The organism is Notoacmeibacter sp. MSK16QG-6, from assembly GCF_024158145.1.
Lineage (GTDB): Bacteria > Pseudomonadota > Alphaproteobacteria > Rhizobiales > Rhizobiaceae > Notoacmeibacter.
Map to the genome: position 1 here is coordinate 1 of NZ_JAMYXM010000001.1, position 16,422 is coordinate 16,422.

Consider the following 16,422-nt stretch of genomic DNA (forward strand, 5'->3'; position numbering starts at 1 on the left):
CCGGCGCCGACGGTGCGGCCGCCTTCACGGATGGCGAAGCGCAGCTTCTCTTCCATGGCGATCGGCACGATCAGTTCCACGTCCACCGTCACATTGTCGCCGGGCATCACCATCTCCGTGCCTTCCGGCAGCGTCACGATGCCCGTCACGTCCGTCGTGCGGAAATAGAACTGCGGACGGTAATTGGTGAAGAACGGCGTATGACGGCCACCCTCTTCCTTCGTCAGAATATAGGCCTCGGCCTTGAACTTCTTGTGCGGCTTGACCGAACCCGGCTTGGCCAGAACCTGGCCGCGCTCAACGCCCTCACGGTCGATGCCGCGCAGCAGCGCGCCGATATTGTCGCCCGCTTCGCCACGGTCCAGAAGCTTCCTGAACATCTCAACGCCCGTGCAGGTCGTCTTGGTGGTGTCGCGGATGCCGACGATCTCAAGCTCGTCGCCCACATTGACCACGCCGCGCTCCACGCGACCCGTCACAACCGTGCCGCGGCCCGAGATCGAGAACACATCCTCGATCGGCATCAGGAAGGGCTGGTCGATCGGACGATCCGGCGTCGGAATGTAGGCGTCCACTTCCTTCATCAGTTCACGGACCGCATCCTCGCCGATCTCCTTGTTGGAATCGTTCAGGGCCGCAAGCGCCGAACCCTTGACGATCGGAATGTCGTCGCCCGGGAACTCATAGCTCGACAGAAGCTCGCGCACTTCCATCTCCACCAGCTCCAGAAGCTCTTCGTCGTCGACCTGGTCGACCTTGTTCAGGAACACAACGATCGCCGGAACGCCAACCTGGCGGGCCAGAAGAATATGCTCGCGCGTCTGCGGCATCGGGCCGTCAGCCGCCGAGCAGACCAGGATCGCGCCGTCCATCTGCGCCGCACCCGTGATCATGTTCTTCACATAGTCGGCGTGGCCCGGGCAGTCGACATGGGCGTAGTGACGGCTATCGGTCTCATACTCCACATGCGCCGTCGAAATCGTGATGCCGCGCGCACGCTCTTCTGGCGCGCCGTCAATCTCGTCATAAGCCTTGAAATCACCGAAATACTTCGTGATCGCCGCCGTCAGAGACGTCTTGCCATGGTCAACATGACCAATCGTGCCAATGTTCACATGCGGCTTGTTGCGCTCAAACTTACCCTTTGCCATCGTAGGCCTCCATTCTCAGTCTCTGGCCGCTGTGCGGCTGAATTCAGTTGTTCGTTTCGGTCCGTTAGGACGCGTATTTCGCCTGGATTTCCTGGGCGACGTTCGACGGTACCGGTTCGTAGTGATCGAACGTCATGGTGTACTGCGCACGCCCCTGCGTCGAAGAGCGCAGGCTGTCCACGTATTTGAACATGTTGGCAAGCGGCACATAGGCGTTGATGACCTGCACGATGCCACGGCTCTCAGTGCCCTGGATCTGACCACGGCGGCTGTTCAGGTCGCCGATCACATCGCCCATATAGTCTTCCGGCGTCACAACCTCGACCTTCATGATCGGTTCCAGAAGCTGTGCACCAGCCTTCTGAGCACCTTCGCGGAACGCGGCGCGGGCCGCGATTTCGAAGGCAAGAACCGAGGAGTCGACGTCGTGGTATGCGCCATCCGTCAGCGTGGCTTTCACGCCTAGCATCGGGAAGCCCGCCACCGGACCGGATGAGAGCACGCTCTCGATACCCTTCTGAACGCCGGGAATGTATTCTTTCGGTACGTTACCGCCGACGATCTTGGATTCGAAAACGAAATCCTCGCCTTCCGGGTTAGGCTCGAAGGTGATCTTGACCCGGGCGAATTGGCCCGAACCGCCAGACTGCTTCTTGTGCGTGTAGTCAATATCGGCAGCACGGGTGATCGTCTCGCGGTAGGCCACCTGCGGCGCACCGACATTGGCTTCGACCTTGAATTCGCGCTTCATGCGATCGACCAGAATGTCAAGGTGAAGCTCGCCCATGCCGGCAATGATTGTCTGGCCGCTTTCCTCGTCGCTCTTGACGCGGAAGGAAGGATCTTCGGCTGCCAGGCGGTTGAGCGCGATGCCCATCTTTTCCTGGTCGCCCTTGGTCTTCGGCTCGATCGCGATCTGGATGACCGGATCGGGGAATTCCATACGCTCCAGAATGACTGGCTTGAGCGGATCGCAGAGCGTGTCGCCCGTGGTCGTGTCCTTCAGCCCGGCAAGCGCGACGATGTCGCCCGCATATGCCACTTCGATGTCTTCGCGGCTGTTGGAATGCATCTGCAGCATGCGGCCGATGCGCTCGCGGTTTTCCTTGACCGTGTTCATCACGCCGGTGCCCTTGTTGAGGACACCCGAATAAATACGGGCGAAGGTGAGCGAGCCGACGAACGGGTCGTTCATGATCTTGAAGGCGAGCATGGACAGCGGCTCGTCATCAGACGATTTGCGTGTTGTTTCGCCTTCCGTCTTCGGATCGATACCCTTGATGGCGGGCACTTCGACGGGTGACGGCAGGTAATCGACAACGGCGTTGAGCAGCGGCTGAACACCCTTGTTCTTGAACGCGGTGCCGCACATCATCGGGAAGAACTTCACTTCCAGCGTACCCTTGCGGATCAGCTCGCGGATGGTGTCGTTGTCCGGCATCTCGCCTTCGAGATATTTCTCCGTCCACTCATCGTCGATCTCGCAGGCCGACTCGATCAGCATCTCACGATACTCTTCGGCCTGAGCCTGCAGGTCGGCGGGAATGTCGACGACATCCCATTCTGCGCCAAGATTCTCAGACTTCCAGATCAGGGCCTTCATCTCAATCAGATCAACCACGCCGGCGAAATCGTTCTCGGCGCCGATCGGCAGCTGAAGGACAACGGCCTTCGCACCGAGGCGTGACCCGACCATCTCGACGCAGCGGAAGAAGTCGGCGCCGGTCTTGTCCATCTTGTTGGCGAAGATCATGCGTGGGACATGATATTTGTCAGCCTGACGCCAGACCGTCTCTGTCTGCGGCTCGACACCGGCATTGGCATCGAGCAGCGCAACCGCGCCATCCAGCACGCGAAGCGAGCGCTCGACCTCGATGGTGAAGTCGACGTGTCCGGGGGTGTCGATGATGTTGAAGCGGCGCTTCTTGCCGTCACGGCCTTCCCAGAAGGTCGTCGTGGCAGCGGAGGTGATCGTGATGCCACGCTCCTGCTCCTGCTCCATCCAGTCCATCGTCGCGGCGCCGTCATGAACTTCGCCGATTTTATGCGACTTGCCGGTGTAGAACAGAATCCGTTCGGTCATCGTCGTCTTACCGGCGTCGATATGCGCCATGATGCCGAAGTTGCGGTAATCTTCGATTTTATATTCGCGGGTCATGATCGACCTCCGTCAATTCGGTTCGGCTTTACCAGCGATAGTGCGAGAAAGCACGGTTGGCTTCCGCCATACGGTGCGTGTCTTCGCGCTTCTTGACCGCGGAGCCGCGATTGTTAGCCGCATCCATCAACTCGCCCGAAAGACGGTCGACCATGGTCGTTTCGTTACGGCCACGCGCGGCACTAATCAGCCAGCGGATCGCGAGCGCCTGGCGGCGCTCGGTGCGCACCTCGACCGGCACCTGATAGGTGGCACCACCAACACGACGCGAACGCACTTCAACATGCGGCGCAACATTGTCCAGCGCTTCATGAAAGAGCGCCAGCGGATCGGCTTTGGACTTCTGTTCCACCTGATCGAATGCACCATAGACAATGCGCTCGGCGGCGGATTTCTTGCCATCATACATGATGGCGTTCATGAACTTGGTCACGACGAGATCGCCGAACTTCGGGTCCGGGTTGATCTCACGTTTTTCTGCGCGGTGACGACGGGACATCGCTTTTCCTGTCTTTCAAACCTCGAAGAGACGCCCAGAGATGAGCGCCCTTCCCTAAAACTTCTTACTTCGGACGCTTGGCGCCGTATTTCGAGCGGCGCTGCCTGCGGTCCTTCACACCCTGCGTATCGAGCACACCACGGATGATGTGGTAACGCACGCCGGGAAGGTCCTTCACGCGACCGCCACGGATCATGACCACGGAGTGCTCCTGAAGGTTATGCCCCTCACCCGGGATGTAACCGATCACTTCGTAGCCGTTGGTCAGGCGAATCTTCGCAACCTTACGAAGCGCCGAGTTCGGCTTCTTCGGGGTCGTTGTGTACACGCGGGTGCAAACACCACGCTTCTGCGGATTCTGCTCCATGGCCGGCACTTTGTTGCGCTTGACTGGCGCCTTGCGCGGCTTGCGGATCAGCTGGTTAATGGTCGGCATTTCACCTTCCCTATTCCAAATTCTGTGTCTGTCGCCCCTCTTCAAGGGCCGGTTCAAGCAGTCACCAACGTGCACAAAAGAGGCATGAACCGTGGTGATTGACACGGCCTGCCTCGAAAACGCAGAGGAAAGGGATGGAATGCCACCCCCTTCGTGCAACACGAAAATGTCTTCGCTCGCTGTTCGAACCCTGTTTGAGGCTTAACTTCTCAAGCGCGTCGCTTGCGAAAACCGACCTCACATCGGCTCAGACGAAGGCGCATTTAGCCGTTGGCCGGTTTCAAGTCAACAGCTTGGATTGAGGAAATTCCAAGGCGGACGCCCTATTTGACTGCTTATGGATTTTCGTGTGGTTCCTTCCGAGCGCTATACTATATCCGATTGCGCTGCGGTTGCTGTTGTTTCCGCGAAAAATATAAGGATTTCAGTATTATGGATGAGAATTCCACCGGCAACGTCCAGATCATTACCGGAAAGGTCTGGCGCGAGAAGGGCGAGCCTGCCGAGCGCATCCATATTCTCGTTTCCGCGCCCGACGACGATACGGCGGTGCAACTTGCCGCGCAGTCCCTCCAGAAAGAGGGATTCGCGGAAGTGGAGTTCGAACAGATCGGGGAGATTCTCGATGAGCCCGATGAGGAGCCGCACGCCTCGGCATATCAAGGCGCACTAGAGGGGGAAGTTTCGATCATAATCGTCGATGGAGACGACGATTAAGACGAATCGCCTGAAGTTCAACTGATTAAGCAAAAGGGCCGCATCGTTAAATGCGGCCCTTCTCAATTCAAGCTAGCAACATCCGCTTATTCAGCAGGCTCTTCGCTCATGTCCGACAGCATCGCGGCACCCGCATCGCTCTCGGCAGCACGCCGACGCTCGTCCAGAATAAGATCGTCGCGCGAGGATGCCACGCGGCGAATCTTGTTCATGGCGCCGCCAGTACCGGCCGGGATGAGCCGGCCAACGATGACGTTCTCTTTCAGGCCCTGCAGCGTATCGGTTTTGCCAGCGACAGCCGCTTCCGTCAGCACGCGGGTCGTCTCCTGGAAGGAGGCGGCCGAGAAGAAGGACGGCGTGTGCAGCGACGCTTTTGTGATGCCGAGAAGCACGGGCTGGCTCTTGGCCGGCTTCTTGCCTTCATCGACGAGCTTTTGATTGACCTCGTCGAATTCGATCTGGTCGACATTGTCGCCCGGAATGTAGAGCGAATCGCCCTGCTCCGTGACTTCGACCTTCTGCAGCATCTGCCGGACGATCACCTCGATGTGCTTGTCGTTGATAAGCACGCCCTGCAACCGGTAGACCTCCTGAATCTCGTTGACGAGATAGGAAGCAAGAGCCTCCACGCCCTTGATGGCCAAGATATCGTGAGGCGCGGGATTGCCGTCGAGGATGTAGTCGCCCTTCTCGATGGCATCGCCGTCCTGAAGATAGAACGGCTTGCCCTTCGGAATGAGATATTCCGCCGGCTCCATTCCCTCTTCATTCGGCTCGATCATGATACGGCGCTTGTTCTTGTAATCGCGGCCGAAACGGATCGTGCCGGAGATTTCGGCAATCACGGCATGATCCTTCGGACGACGCGCTTCGAACAACTCGGCCACACGCGGCAGACCACCGGTGATGTCCTTGGTTTTGGCGCTCTCCATCGGGATACGCGCCAGAACGTCACCCGGCTTAACCTTCGCGCCTGGCTCGACCGACAACACCGCTTCCACGCTCATCATGTAGCGGGCGTCACCGCCGCGCTCCAGCTTGGCCGGCTTGCCGTCCTTACCTTCGATGATGAGCGCCGGCTTGAGATCAGCGCCACGCGGCGTGGACCGCCAGTCGATCACCTCACGCTTGGTGATACCGGTCGATTCGTCCTCGGAAACAGACATGGACACGCCATCGATCAGTTCCTCGAATTCGACGCGACCCTCAACTTCGGTCAGCAGCGGACGCGTATAAGGATCCCACTCGGCGACGCGCTGGCCGCGCTTGATGGTGTCGCCGTCATCGACAAAGATGCGTGAACCGTAGGTAACACGCTGGCTGGAGCGCTCTTCGCCCTTCTCGTCGAGAATGGTCACGGCCATGTTGCGGCCCATGACCACCAGATCGCCCGACGAATTGCGAACGACCGAACGGTTCTTCATCTTCACCGTGCCGCCATAGGACGCCTCGAGGAACGAGGTATCCACCACCTGAGCGGTGCCGCCCATGTGGAAGGTTCGCATGGTCAACTGGGTTCCCGGCTCACCGATCGACTGTGCAGCGATGACGCCAACGGCTTCGCCGAGATTGACTGGCGTTCCGCGCGCCAGATCGCGTCCGTAACAGACTGCACAGACACCGACCTTGACGTCACAAGTCAGCGCCGAGCGAATGCGCACGGACTGAATGCTCGCCTTTTCAATGGCGTCGACATCGCGTTCATCGATCGTCTTTCCGGCAGCAACCAGCGTATCGCCGCTCTTCGGATCGACGATATCGTCCAGCGAGGTTCGTCCCAGAACGCGCTGGCCGATCGACGCAACAACCTGACCGGCATCGACGATCGGAGTCATGGTCAGGCCGCGGTCCGTGCCACAGTCTGGCTTAACAACGATGCAGTCCTGCGCCACATCGACGAGACGACGCGTCAGATAGCCAGAGTTGGCCGTCTTCAATGCGGTATCGGCCAGGCCTTTACGGGCGCCGTGCGTGGAGTTGAAGTATTCAAGAACGGTCAGGCCTTCCTTGAAGTTCGAGATGATCGGCGTTTCGATGATCTCGCCGGACGGCTTGGCCATCAGGCCGCGCATACCGGCAAGCTGGCGCATCTGCGCGGGCGAACCACGCGCACCGGAATGGCTCATCATGTAGATGGAGTTCATCGGCTTCTGGCGGTTCGTCTCGGAATCGAATTCAACCGCCTTGATGCCCTTCATCATTTCCTCGGCGACCTTCTCGGAACACTTGGCCCAAGCGTCGACGACCTTATTGTACTTCTCGCCCTGAGTGATCAGGCCATCGTTGTACTGCTGCTCGTATTCCTTGGCGAGCTTTTCGGTCTCGTCGATCATATTCGCCTTGGCATCCGGAATGATCATGTCGTCCTTGCCGAAGGAAATGCCCGCACGGCACGCCTGGCCGAAGCCGAGCGACATGATGCGGTCGCAGAAAATGACCGTCTCTTTCTGACCGCAGTGCCGATAGACCGTGTCGATCATCCGCGAGATGTTCTTCTTGGTCATCTCCTGATTGACGGTCGAGAACGGCACATTGACGTTCTTCGGCAAGAGCTCGCCGATGATCATGCGTCCAGGCGTCGTGTCGTGGATTTCGGAGACCTGATTGCCCTCCTCGTCCACCGTCTTGAAGCGACCCTTGATCTTGGCATGAAGCGTTACGACACCGGTGTTGAGCGCATGATGCAGTTCGCCCATATCGGCGAACGCCATGCCCTCGCCCGGCTCGTTCTCATTGACGATCGACAGATAGTACAGACCCAGCACCATGTCCTGCGAAGGCACGATGATCGGTGCGCCGTTCGCCGGGTGCAGGATGTTGTTGGTCGACATCATCAGCACGCGTGCTTCCAGCTGAGCTTCCAGCGAAAGCGGCACGTGAACGGCCATCTGGTCGCCGTCAAAGTCGGCGTTGAAGGCTGTGCAGACCAGCGGGTGAAGCTGGATCGCCTTGCCTTCGATCAAGACCGGCTCGAATGCCTGAATACCAAGGCGGTGAAGCGTCGGCGCGCGGTTCAGCAGAACCGGGTGCTCGCGGATAACCTCGTCCAGAATATCCCAGACTTCCGGCTTTTCCTTCTCGACCAGCTTCTTGGACTGCTTGACCGTCGACGAATAGCCCTTGGCATCGAGACGCGCATAAATGAACGGCTTGAACAGCTCGAGAGCCATCTTCTTGGGCAGGCCGCACTGGTGCAGCTTCAGCTCAGGGCCGGTCACGATGACCGAGCGGCCCGAATAGTCGACGCGCTTGCCCAGAAGGTTCTGACGGAAGCGACCCTGCTTGCCCTTCAACATGTCGGAAAGCGACTTCAGCGGACGCTTGTTGGCGCCGGTAATGACGCGACCGCGACGACCATTGTCGAAAAGGGCGTCGACCGCCTCCTGAAGCATGCGCTTCTCGTTGCGGATGATGATGCCCGGCGCACGCAGTTCGATCAGCCGCTTCAGACGGTTGTTACGGTTGATGACGCGACGATAGAGATCGTTCAGGTCGGAGGTGGCGAACCGGCCGCCATCGAGCGGCACCAGCGGGCGCAAATCCGGCGGAATGACCGGCACGACCGTCAGGATCATCCATTCTGGCTTGTTGCCGGACTCGATGAAGTTCTCGACCACTTTCAGGCGCTTGAGCAGCTTCTTCTGCTTCAGTTCCGATGTGGTTTCCGACAGTTCCTCGCGCAGTTCCACCGCAATTTTCGGCAGTTCCATCGCAGCGAGCATTTCGCGGATGGCCTCGGCGCCGATCATGGCGGTGAAGCTGTCGTCGCCGAATTCCTCGGCTGCCGTCAGAAACTCCTCCTCGCTGAGAAGCTGGTTCTCCTGAAGGCTGGTCAGACCCGGCTCGGTCACGATGTAGTTCTCGAAATAGAGAACCCGCTCGATATCCTTCAGCGTCATGTCGAGCAGCGTCGCGATGCGGCTCGGCAGGCTCTTCAGGAACCAGATATGCGCCACCGGGGCGGCAAGCTCGATATGGCCCATCCGCTCGCGGCGCACGCGCGACAGCGTGACTTCCACACCGCACTTTTCGCAGATGATACCCTTATACTTCATGCGCTTGTACTTGCCGCAAAGGCACTCATAGTCCTTCTGCGGACCGAAGATGCGGGCGCAGAACAGGCCGTCGCGCTCCGGTTTAAATGTGCGGTAGTTGATGGTCTCCGGCTTCTTCACTTCGCCGTAGGACCAGGACAGGATTTTTTCCGGGCTCGCCAGCGAGATACGAATGCTGTCGAAAGTGGGAGCCGGGGCCTGCGAATTGAACAGGTTCATGACTTCCTGGTTCATGCCATTCTCCTTTTGGGGCGTCTCGCCCCTGTTCCGAAAACCGGCGGGTGTCTCATCCTCGTGCACCGCGCGCCGGCATTATGATGGCGGAAGGATTTGCCGCTCCCGCCATCAGGAGCGTGCCGCGCGAACCGATTTGCGATCCGCGCGACTGGCGTTTGCTATTCTGCCGCGTCGGGCAATTGCTGCTGATCCATCTCTTCTGGATCGACCGCGCTGTTTTCCAGTTCGACATTGAGGCCGAGAGAGCGCATCTCCTTGACCAAAACGTTGAAACTTTCGGGAATGCCGGCCTCGAAGGTATCGTCGCCACGGACGATTGCCTCGTAAACCTTGGTGCGGCCGGCCACATCGTCCGACTTCACCGTCAGCATTTCCTGCAGCGTGTAGGCCGCGCCATAAGCTTCCAGCGCCCAGACTTCCATCTCGCCGAAACGCTGGCCGCCGAACTGCGCCTTGCCGCCCAGCGGCTGCTGGGTAACGAGCGAGTACGGACCGATCGAGCGGGCGTGGATCTTATCGTCCACCAGATGGTGCAGCTTCAGCATATAGATGTAGCCGACCGTGACCTGCCGGTCGAACGCTTCACCCGTACGCCCATCGTAGAGAGTGCTCTGGCCGGTGGACGAAAGCCCCGCCTGCTCAAGCATCTCATTGATCTGCGGTTCGATGGCTCCATCGAAGACCGGCGTCGCAATCGAGACACCGCGCTTCATCTGGCTCGCTAGTTCCACGACAGAATCATCGTCATAGGCCCGCACAGGCTCGTTGCGATCGTTGTCCGGAACAACCGCCTCGATCGCCTTTCGGAGCGGCGTCATATCGCCGCCTTCCTGGTAGGCTTCAAGAAGATCGCCGATCTGCCTGCCCATGCCTGCACAGGCCCAACCCAGATGGGTCTCCAGGATCTGTCCGACATTCATGCGGCTTGGCACGCCGAGCGGGTTCAGCACGATATCGACATGCGTTCCGTCTTCGAGGAATGGCATGTCTTCACAAGGCAGAATGCGGGAGACCACACCCTTGTTGCCGTGACGACCGGCCATTTTGTCGCCGGGCTGGATCTTGCGCTTCACCGCGACGAAGACCTTGACCATCTTCATCACGCCCGGAGGCATCTCATCGCCACGCTGGACCTTTTCCACCTTATCCATGAAACGCTGCTCGAGCGCCTTCTTGGATTCGTCGTATTGGCCACGAAGCGCTTCGAGCGAACTCTGAAGCTGCTCGTCTTCGACAGCAAACTGCCACCACTGGCTGCGCGGCGTATTCTGCAGCGTTTCGGCGGTCACCTCGCCATTTTTCTTGAAGCCTTTCGGACCGGCAATCGCGGACTGACCGACGAGCATTTCTTCCAAACGACCGTAAACGTTGCGGTCGAGGATCGCCTGTTCGTCATCACGGTCCTTGGCGAGACGTTCGATCTCCTCGCGCTCGATCGCCATGGCGCGCTCGTCCTTCTCCACACCGTGGCGGTTGAAGACGCGCACTTCGACGACAGTGCCGAAGGTGCCGGGCGGCATGCGCATGGAGGTGTCGCGAACGTCGGACGCCTTCTCACCGAAAATGGCGCGCAGAAGTTTTTCTTCCGGCGTCATCGGGCTTTCACCCTTCGGCGTGATCTTGCCGACCAGGATATCGCCCGGACCGACCTCAGCGCCGATATAGACGATACCGGCCTCGTCGAGGTTCTTCAGCGCCTCTTCCGAAACGTTCGGAATATCGCGGGTGATCTCTTCCGGCCCAAGTTTGGTATCGCGGGCCATGACCTCGAACTCTTCCAGATGGATCGAGGTGAAGACATCGTCGCGGACGATCCGCTCGGAAAGAAGGATGGAGTCCTCGTAGTTGTAGCCGTTCCAAGGCATAAACGCGACGAGCACGTTCCGGCCAAGCGCCAGATCGCCCAGATCGGTCGATGGGCCGTCCGCAATGATGTCGCCCTTACCGATCCTGTCGCCCACCCGAACCAGCGGACGCTGGTTGATACAGGTGTTCTGGTTGGACCGCTGGAACTTCATCAAACGGTAGATGTCGACGCCGGATTTGCCCGGATCGAGATCTTCGGTGGCACGGATAACGATACGCGTGGCGTCGACCTGGTCGACGATACCGGTGCGGCGCGCACCGATAGCTGCGCCGGAATCGCGCGCCACGATCGGCTCCATGCCGGTTCCGACAAACGGCGCCTCGGCACGAACCAGCGGCACGGCCTGACGCTGCATGTTCGACCCCATCAGCGCGCGGTTGGCGTCATCGTTCTCCAGGAACGGAATGAGCGCGGCCGCGACCGAAACAAGCTGCTTCGGAGAGACGTCCATCAGGTCGACGTTCTCGCGCGGCGCCATCATCACTTCGCCGGCATGGCGGCAAACGACGAATTCTTCCACGAAGGAACCGTCATCGTTGAGTTCGGCATTGGCCTGGGCGACGTAGTGCTTGGATTCCTCCATCGCCGACAGGTAATGCACTTCATCTGTGACCTTTCCGTCCTTGATCGTCCGGTAAGGGCTTTCGATGAAGCCGTATTTGTTGACCCGCGCGAAGGTCGCCAGCGAATTGATCAGACCGATATTCGGGCCTTCCGGCGTTTCAATCGGGCAGATGCGGCCGTAGTGCGTCGGGTGCACGTCGCGTACCTCGAAGCCGGCACGCTCGCGAGTGAGGCCGCCCGGTCCAAGCGCCGAGAGGCGACGCTTGTGCGTGATCTCGGAAAGCGGGTTGGTCTGGTCCATGAACTGGCTGAGCTGAGACGAGCCGAAGAATTCGCGCACCGCAGCCGCCGCCGGCTTGGCGTTGATCAAATCCTGCGGCATGACCGTATCGATCTCGATGGAGCTCATACGCTCCTTGATCGCACGCTCCATGCGCAGCAGACCGACGCGGTACTGATTTTCCATCAGTTCGCCGACAGAGCGGACGCGGCGGTTGCCGAGATTGTCGATATCGTCGATCTCACCACGACCATCGCGCATTTCGACCAGCGTTTTGACAATGGCCAGAATGTCTTCCTTGCGGAGCGTACGAACCGTATCCTCGGCGTCCTGACCGAGGCGCATGTTCATTTTCACGCGGCCGACGGCCGAAAGATCGTAGCGTTCGGCGTCGAAGAAGAGCGACTGGAACATCGCTTCGGCGGTGTCGATTGTCGGCGGCTCGCCCGGCCGCATAACGCGGTAGATATCGAACAGCGCGTCCTGACGGCTCTCGTTCTTGTCGGCGGTCAGCGTGTTACGGATGTAAGCGCCGATATTGACGTGGTCGATGTCGAGAATCTGCAATTCATCGACGCCGTTCGCCAGCAGATCGATAAGAGTGCCTTTCTTCTCGCCGCTCTTGGCGTCGGTCTCGACGGTCAGTTCGTCACCGGCCTCGGCCCAGATCTCACCGGTCTCCATGTTGACGACGTCTTCGGCGAGATAGGAGCCGTTCAATTCGTCATCGGTCGCGCGGATGTGGGTGAGGCCGTTATCGGCAAGCTTCTTTGCCTGGCGGGGCGTGATTTTCTTGCCGGCCTCGACCACGACTTCACCGGTATCGGCGTTGACGAGATCGGTGACCGTCTTCATGCCGCGGAAACGTTCCGGCGAATACGGAATCCGCCAGCCGTCCTTGTCGCGGCTATAGGTGCTCTTCTCATAGAAGAAATCGAGGATTTCCTCACCATCGAGACCAAGGGCCATCAGCAGGCTGGTGACCGGCAGCTTGCGCCGGCGGTCGATACGCGCGTGAACGATATCCTTGGCGTCGAACTCGATATCGAGCCAGGAGCCGCGATAGGGAATGACGCGCGCGGCGAAGAGCAGCTTGCCAGACGAGTGGCTCTTGCCTTTATCGTGATCGAAGAACACGCCCGGCGAACGGTGCATCTGCGAGACGATGACGCGCTCGGTGCCATTGACGATGAACGTACCATTGCCGGTCATGAGCGGCATGTCGCCCATGTAGACATCCTGCTCCTTGATGTCCTTGATCGACTTGGCGCCGGTGTCTTCATCGACATCGAAAACGATAAGACGCAGCGTCACCTTCAGCGGCGCTGCGTAGGTCAGATCGCGCTGACGGCACTCATCGACATCGAATTTGGGCTGCTCGAACTCGTAACGTACGAATTCCAGCATGGCCGTTCCGGAAAAATCGGAAATCGGAAAAACGCTTTTGAAGACGGCCTGAAGCCCCTCTTCCAGACGTCCGCCTTCCGGCTCGTCCACCATCAGAAACTGATCGTAGGAGGCCTTTTGAACCTCGATCAGATTTGGCATCTCCGCAACTTCGGGAATGTGCCCGAAAAACTTTCGTACGCGCCTGCGACCATTGAATGTCTGGGTCTGCACCATGCGTCATATCCTCGTCGTGGTCGTCCATCTTGGCCCCGGACCGGGCCACAACCGCCACCATCCAATCGTGACGGGTCCAATATTTTGCTCGAGCATGAGGTTCGCGAACGCCGTCCGCTCTGTGCATCACGCTCTGGAACCGCTCATCCATCCAATCGATGAGCCCGGTCCCTAACGGGCAAAACCCGTCTCCTGAAATTCCGCTTTCAGAACATCAGGAAAAGGGTTCGGTCTGGGCTTTGCGCCCTCGCCTGCCCCGAGACAGCCGCCCGGCAAAAACCGGGCGGCCGATCCGTCGGGACGGATTTACTTCAGCTCGACCTTGGCGCCTGCCTCTTCGAGCTTCTTCTTCATCTCGTCGGCTTCGGCCTTGGAAACGCCTTCCTTGACCGGCTTCGGAGCACTTTCGACCAGGTCCTTGGCTTCCTTCAGGCCAAGACCGGTGATGCCGCGGACTTCCTTGATGACGTTGATTTTCTTGTCACCGGCATCGGTAAGAACGACATCGAATTCGGTCTTCTCTTCGGCCGCTTCAGCCGGAGCACCGCCAGCGCCGCCGGCAGCCGCAACAGCAACCGGAGCAGCGGCGGAAACGCCCCACTTCTCTTCGAGCATCTTGGAAAGCTCTGCAGCTTCCATGACGGTCAGGTTTGAAAGGTCGTCAGCAATCTTTTCGAGATCAGCCATTTTTCAGTTCCTTGATAGATAGTTCGAACAGTTGTTTGATAGGTTGGTTGAAGAAAAGCCTTACGCTTCCTCGTCCTTCCGGGCATAGGCGCCGAGAACGCGGGCCAGCTGGCCTGCCGGAGCCTGTGTGACACCTGCGATGCGCGTGGCCGGCGTGTTGATCATGCCGACGATCTTGGCGCGCAGCTCATCCAGCGACGGCAATTCAGCAAGCTGCTTCACGCCGGACTGGTCGAGCATGGTCGCGCCCATCGCGCCGCCAAGGATTACGAGCTTGTCGTTAGCCTTGGCGAAGTCGGACGCCACCTTCGGTGCGGTGACCGGATCTTCCGAATAGGCAATCAGCGTCTGACCCACGAACAGGTCGGACATGCCTTCGGATTCCGTGCCCTGAAGAGCGATTTTGGCGAGGCGGTTCTTCGCGACTTTCACCGTGCCGCCAGCTTCACGCATTTTCGAGCGCAGATCGCTCATTTTTGCGACGCTGAGACCGGTATAGTGGGCCACGACGACAGAGCCGGCGTTCTGGAAAACACCGTTCAGTTCCGTGACGAATTCGCGTTTTTCCGCTCTTTCCACTTCGTCTCTCCGTTTGATCGGCGAAAACTCGCCGATCGGTTGGCAGTTTGCCGCCTCTTTCATTCCAAAGATGCGACAGCGATTTTCCTGCCCCCTCACCCATCGCCGCCGGAAGCGACGACCGAGTTCGGAATACGGTTCGAACCATCCACTGACTTGGTGCCAGTTTCCGGCCTAACCCCGTCTCATGCAGGCCATGCGATTAAGGCAGAGCCACCCACAATCTCGGACAGGATAGTCCGGATGTTTCCATCCGACCCGGCTACAAAAAGCGACCGGGATTTCGTGCCGACGGCGAAGCCCTCTTCGCCGTCGGCAAATTGCTTATTCCGCGCTGAGCGTACCCAGATCAATCTTGACGCCAGGCCCCATTGTCGAGGTGATGCTCATACGCTTAAGATAGGTGCCCTTGGCGCCAGCCGGCTTGGCCTTGTTGACCGCATCGGCAAAGGCGCGGACATTTTCGACCAGCTTATCGGCATCGAACGAGGCCTTGCCGACGCCGGCGTGCACGATACCGGCCTTCTCGACCCGGAACTCCACTGCACCGCCTTTGGAAGCCTTGACCGCCGCCGTCACGTCCGGCGTGACAGTACCGACCTTCGGATTCGGCATCATGCCGCGCGGGCCGAGCACCTTACCGAGACGGCCGACCAGCGGCATCATGTCAGGCGTGGCGATGACGCGATCGAAATCGATCTTGCCGCCCTGCACCTGCTCGACGAGGTCTTCGGCACCGACGACGTCCGCGCCGGCGGCCGTAGCCTCTTCCGCTTTGTCGCCGCGCGCAAACACAGCGACGCGAACATCGCGGCCCGTGCCGTTCGGCAGGTTGACAACTCCACGGACCATCTGGTCGGCATGACGCGGATCGACGCCGAGATTGAACGCGACTTCAATCGTCTCATCGAACTTAGCGGTCGCACGATCCTTGATCAGCGAAACAGCTTCGGACAGATCGTAGTTTTTCGTACGATCGATTCCTTCGCGGGCCTTCTCGGTCCGTTTTCCCATTTTCGCCATCGGATCAGCCCTCCACCTGCAGGCCCATGGAACGGGCGGAGCCTTCGACCATGCGCATGGCGGCTTCTACATCGTTCGCATTGAGGTCGGTCATCTTGGCTTCGGCGATTTCACGAACCTGAGCCGACGACAGCTTGCCTGCAACTTCCTTGCCGGGCGCCTTGGAAGCGGACTTCAGCCCGGCCGCCTTCTTGATGAAGTAGCTGACCGGCGGCTGCTTGGTGACGAATGTGAAGCTCTTGTCCTGATAATAGGTGATGATCGTGGGGATCGGCATCCCCTTTTCCATCTCCTGCGTGCGCGCATTGAACGCCTTGCAGAACTCCATGATGTTGATACCGCGCTGACCGAGCGCGGGACCAATGGGCGGAGCCGGAGCAGCAGAGCCCGCGGGCACCTGCAGCTTCAGTTCGCCAGCAACTTTCTTTGCCATGTTGCCTGTCCTTCAATTGTGCCGCGATCTTTCGCGGCGGTTGCAACGTGGTGGTCCGGGCTTTTAAAAGGCCGCCGGCAAAGCGCCCTCACCCTCCCACCGATGTGGCGGTC

General features: G+C 59.3%; 11 protein-coding genes. 1 reads left to right on the top strand and 10 read right to left on the bottom strand.

All coding sequences use genetic code 11. The features are described 5' to 3' along the window. The 4 genes from tuf to rpsL all read right to left on the bottom strand — a co-directional run. Positions 1–1,151, bottom strand: a 1,151-nt coding sequence (tuf, locus tag NIM86_RS00005) for an elongation factor Tu (RefSeq protein ID WP_253378147.1), incomplete at its 3' end; no start/stop codon positions are given. Positions 1,152–1,215: 64 nt separating this feature from the next. Then, the gene (fusA, locus tag NIM86_RS00010) at positions 1,216–3,309 is read right to left on the bottom strand and encodes an elongation factor G (RefSeq protein ID WP_253378148.1); all 2,094 of its coding nucleotides are present in this window, start codon (positions 3,307–3,309) and stop codon (positions 1,216–1,218) included. A gap of 28 nt (positions 3,310–3,337) precedes the next feature. Then, positions 3,338–3,808, bottom strand: a complete 471-nt coding sequence (rpsG, locus tag NIM86_RS00015) for a 30S ribosomal protein S7 (protein WP_253378150.1) — start codon at positions 3,806–3,808, stop codon at positions 3,338–3,340. Positions 3,809–3,872: 64 nt separating this feature from the next. Further along, positions 3,873–4,244 carry a 30S ribosomal protein S12 gene (gene rpsL, locus NIM86_RS00020; RefSeq protein ID WP_253378153.1) on the bottom strand — a complete coding sequence of 124 codons (372 nt, stop codon included), beginning with the start codon at positions 4,242–4,244 and terminating at the stop codon, positions 3,873–3,875. Positions 4,245–4,676: 432 nt separating this feature from the next. Here rpsL and NIM86_RS00025 point away from each other — a divergent pair, with 432 nt between their 5' ends. Beyond that, positions 4,677–4,961, top strand: a complete 285-nt coding sequence (locus NIM86_RS00025) for a transcriptional regulator (protein WP_253378155.1) — start codon at positions 4,677–4,679, stop codon at positions 4,959–4,961. Positions 4,962–5,047: 86 nt separating this feature from the next. Here the strand turns inward: NIM86_RS00025 and rpoC are convergent, their stop codons facing one another. The 6 genes from rpoC to rplK form a co-directional block, all read right to left on the bottom strand. Then, a complete protein-coding gene (gene rpoC / locus NIM86_RS00030) occupies positions 5,048–9,250 on the bottom strand; it encodes a DNA-directed RNA polymerase subunit beta' (RefSeq protein WP_253378156.1) in 4,203 nt (1,400 codons plus the stop codon). A 161-nt stretch (positions 9,251–9,411) separates the two neighbouring features. Then, positions 9,412–13,587: a DNA-directed RNA polymerase subunit beta gene (gene rpoB / locus NIM86_RS00035; protein WP_253378158.1), complete on the bottom strand. Its 4,176-nt coding sequence runs from the start codon at positions 13,585–13,587 to the stop codon at positions 9,412–9,414. Positions 13,588–13,893: 306 nt separating this feature from the next. Next, a complete protein-coding gene (gene rplL, locus NIM86_RS00040) occupies positions 13,894–14,274 on the bottom strand; it encodes a 50S ribosomal protein L7/L12 (protein ID WP_253378160.1) in 381 nt (126 codons plus the stop codon). A gap of 60 nt (positions 14,275–14,334) precedes the next feature. Beyond that, positions 14,335–14,853 carry a 50S ribosomal protein L10 gene (rplJ, locus tag NIM86_RS00045; RefSeq protein ID WP_253378162.1) on the bottom strand — a complete coding sequence of 173 codons (519 nt, stop codon included), beginning with the start codon at positions 14,851–14,853 and terminating at the stop codon, positions 14,335–14,337. Positions 14,854–15,177: 324 nt separating this feature from the next. After that, a complete protein-coding gene (gene rplA / locus NIM86_RS00050) occupies positions 15,178–15,876 on the bottom strand; it encodes a 50S ribosomal protein L1 (RefSeq protein ID WP_253378164.1) in 699 nt (232 codons plus the stop codon). Positions 15,877–15,880: 4 nt separating this feature from the next. Further along, positions 15,881–16,309, bottom strand: coding sequence for a 50S ribosomal protein L11 (gene rplK, locus NIM86_RS00055; RefSeq protein ID WP_114390530.1), 429 nt, complete (start codon positions 16,307–16,309; stop codon positions 15,881–15,883). Positions 16,310–16,422: the final 113 nt, after the last annotated feature.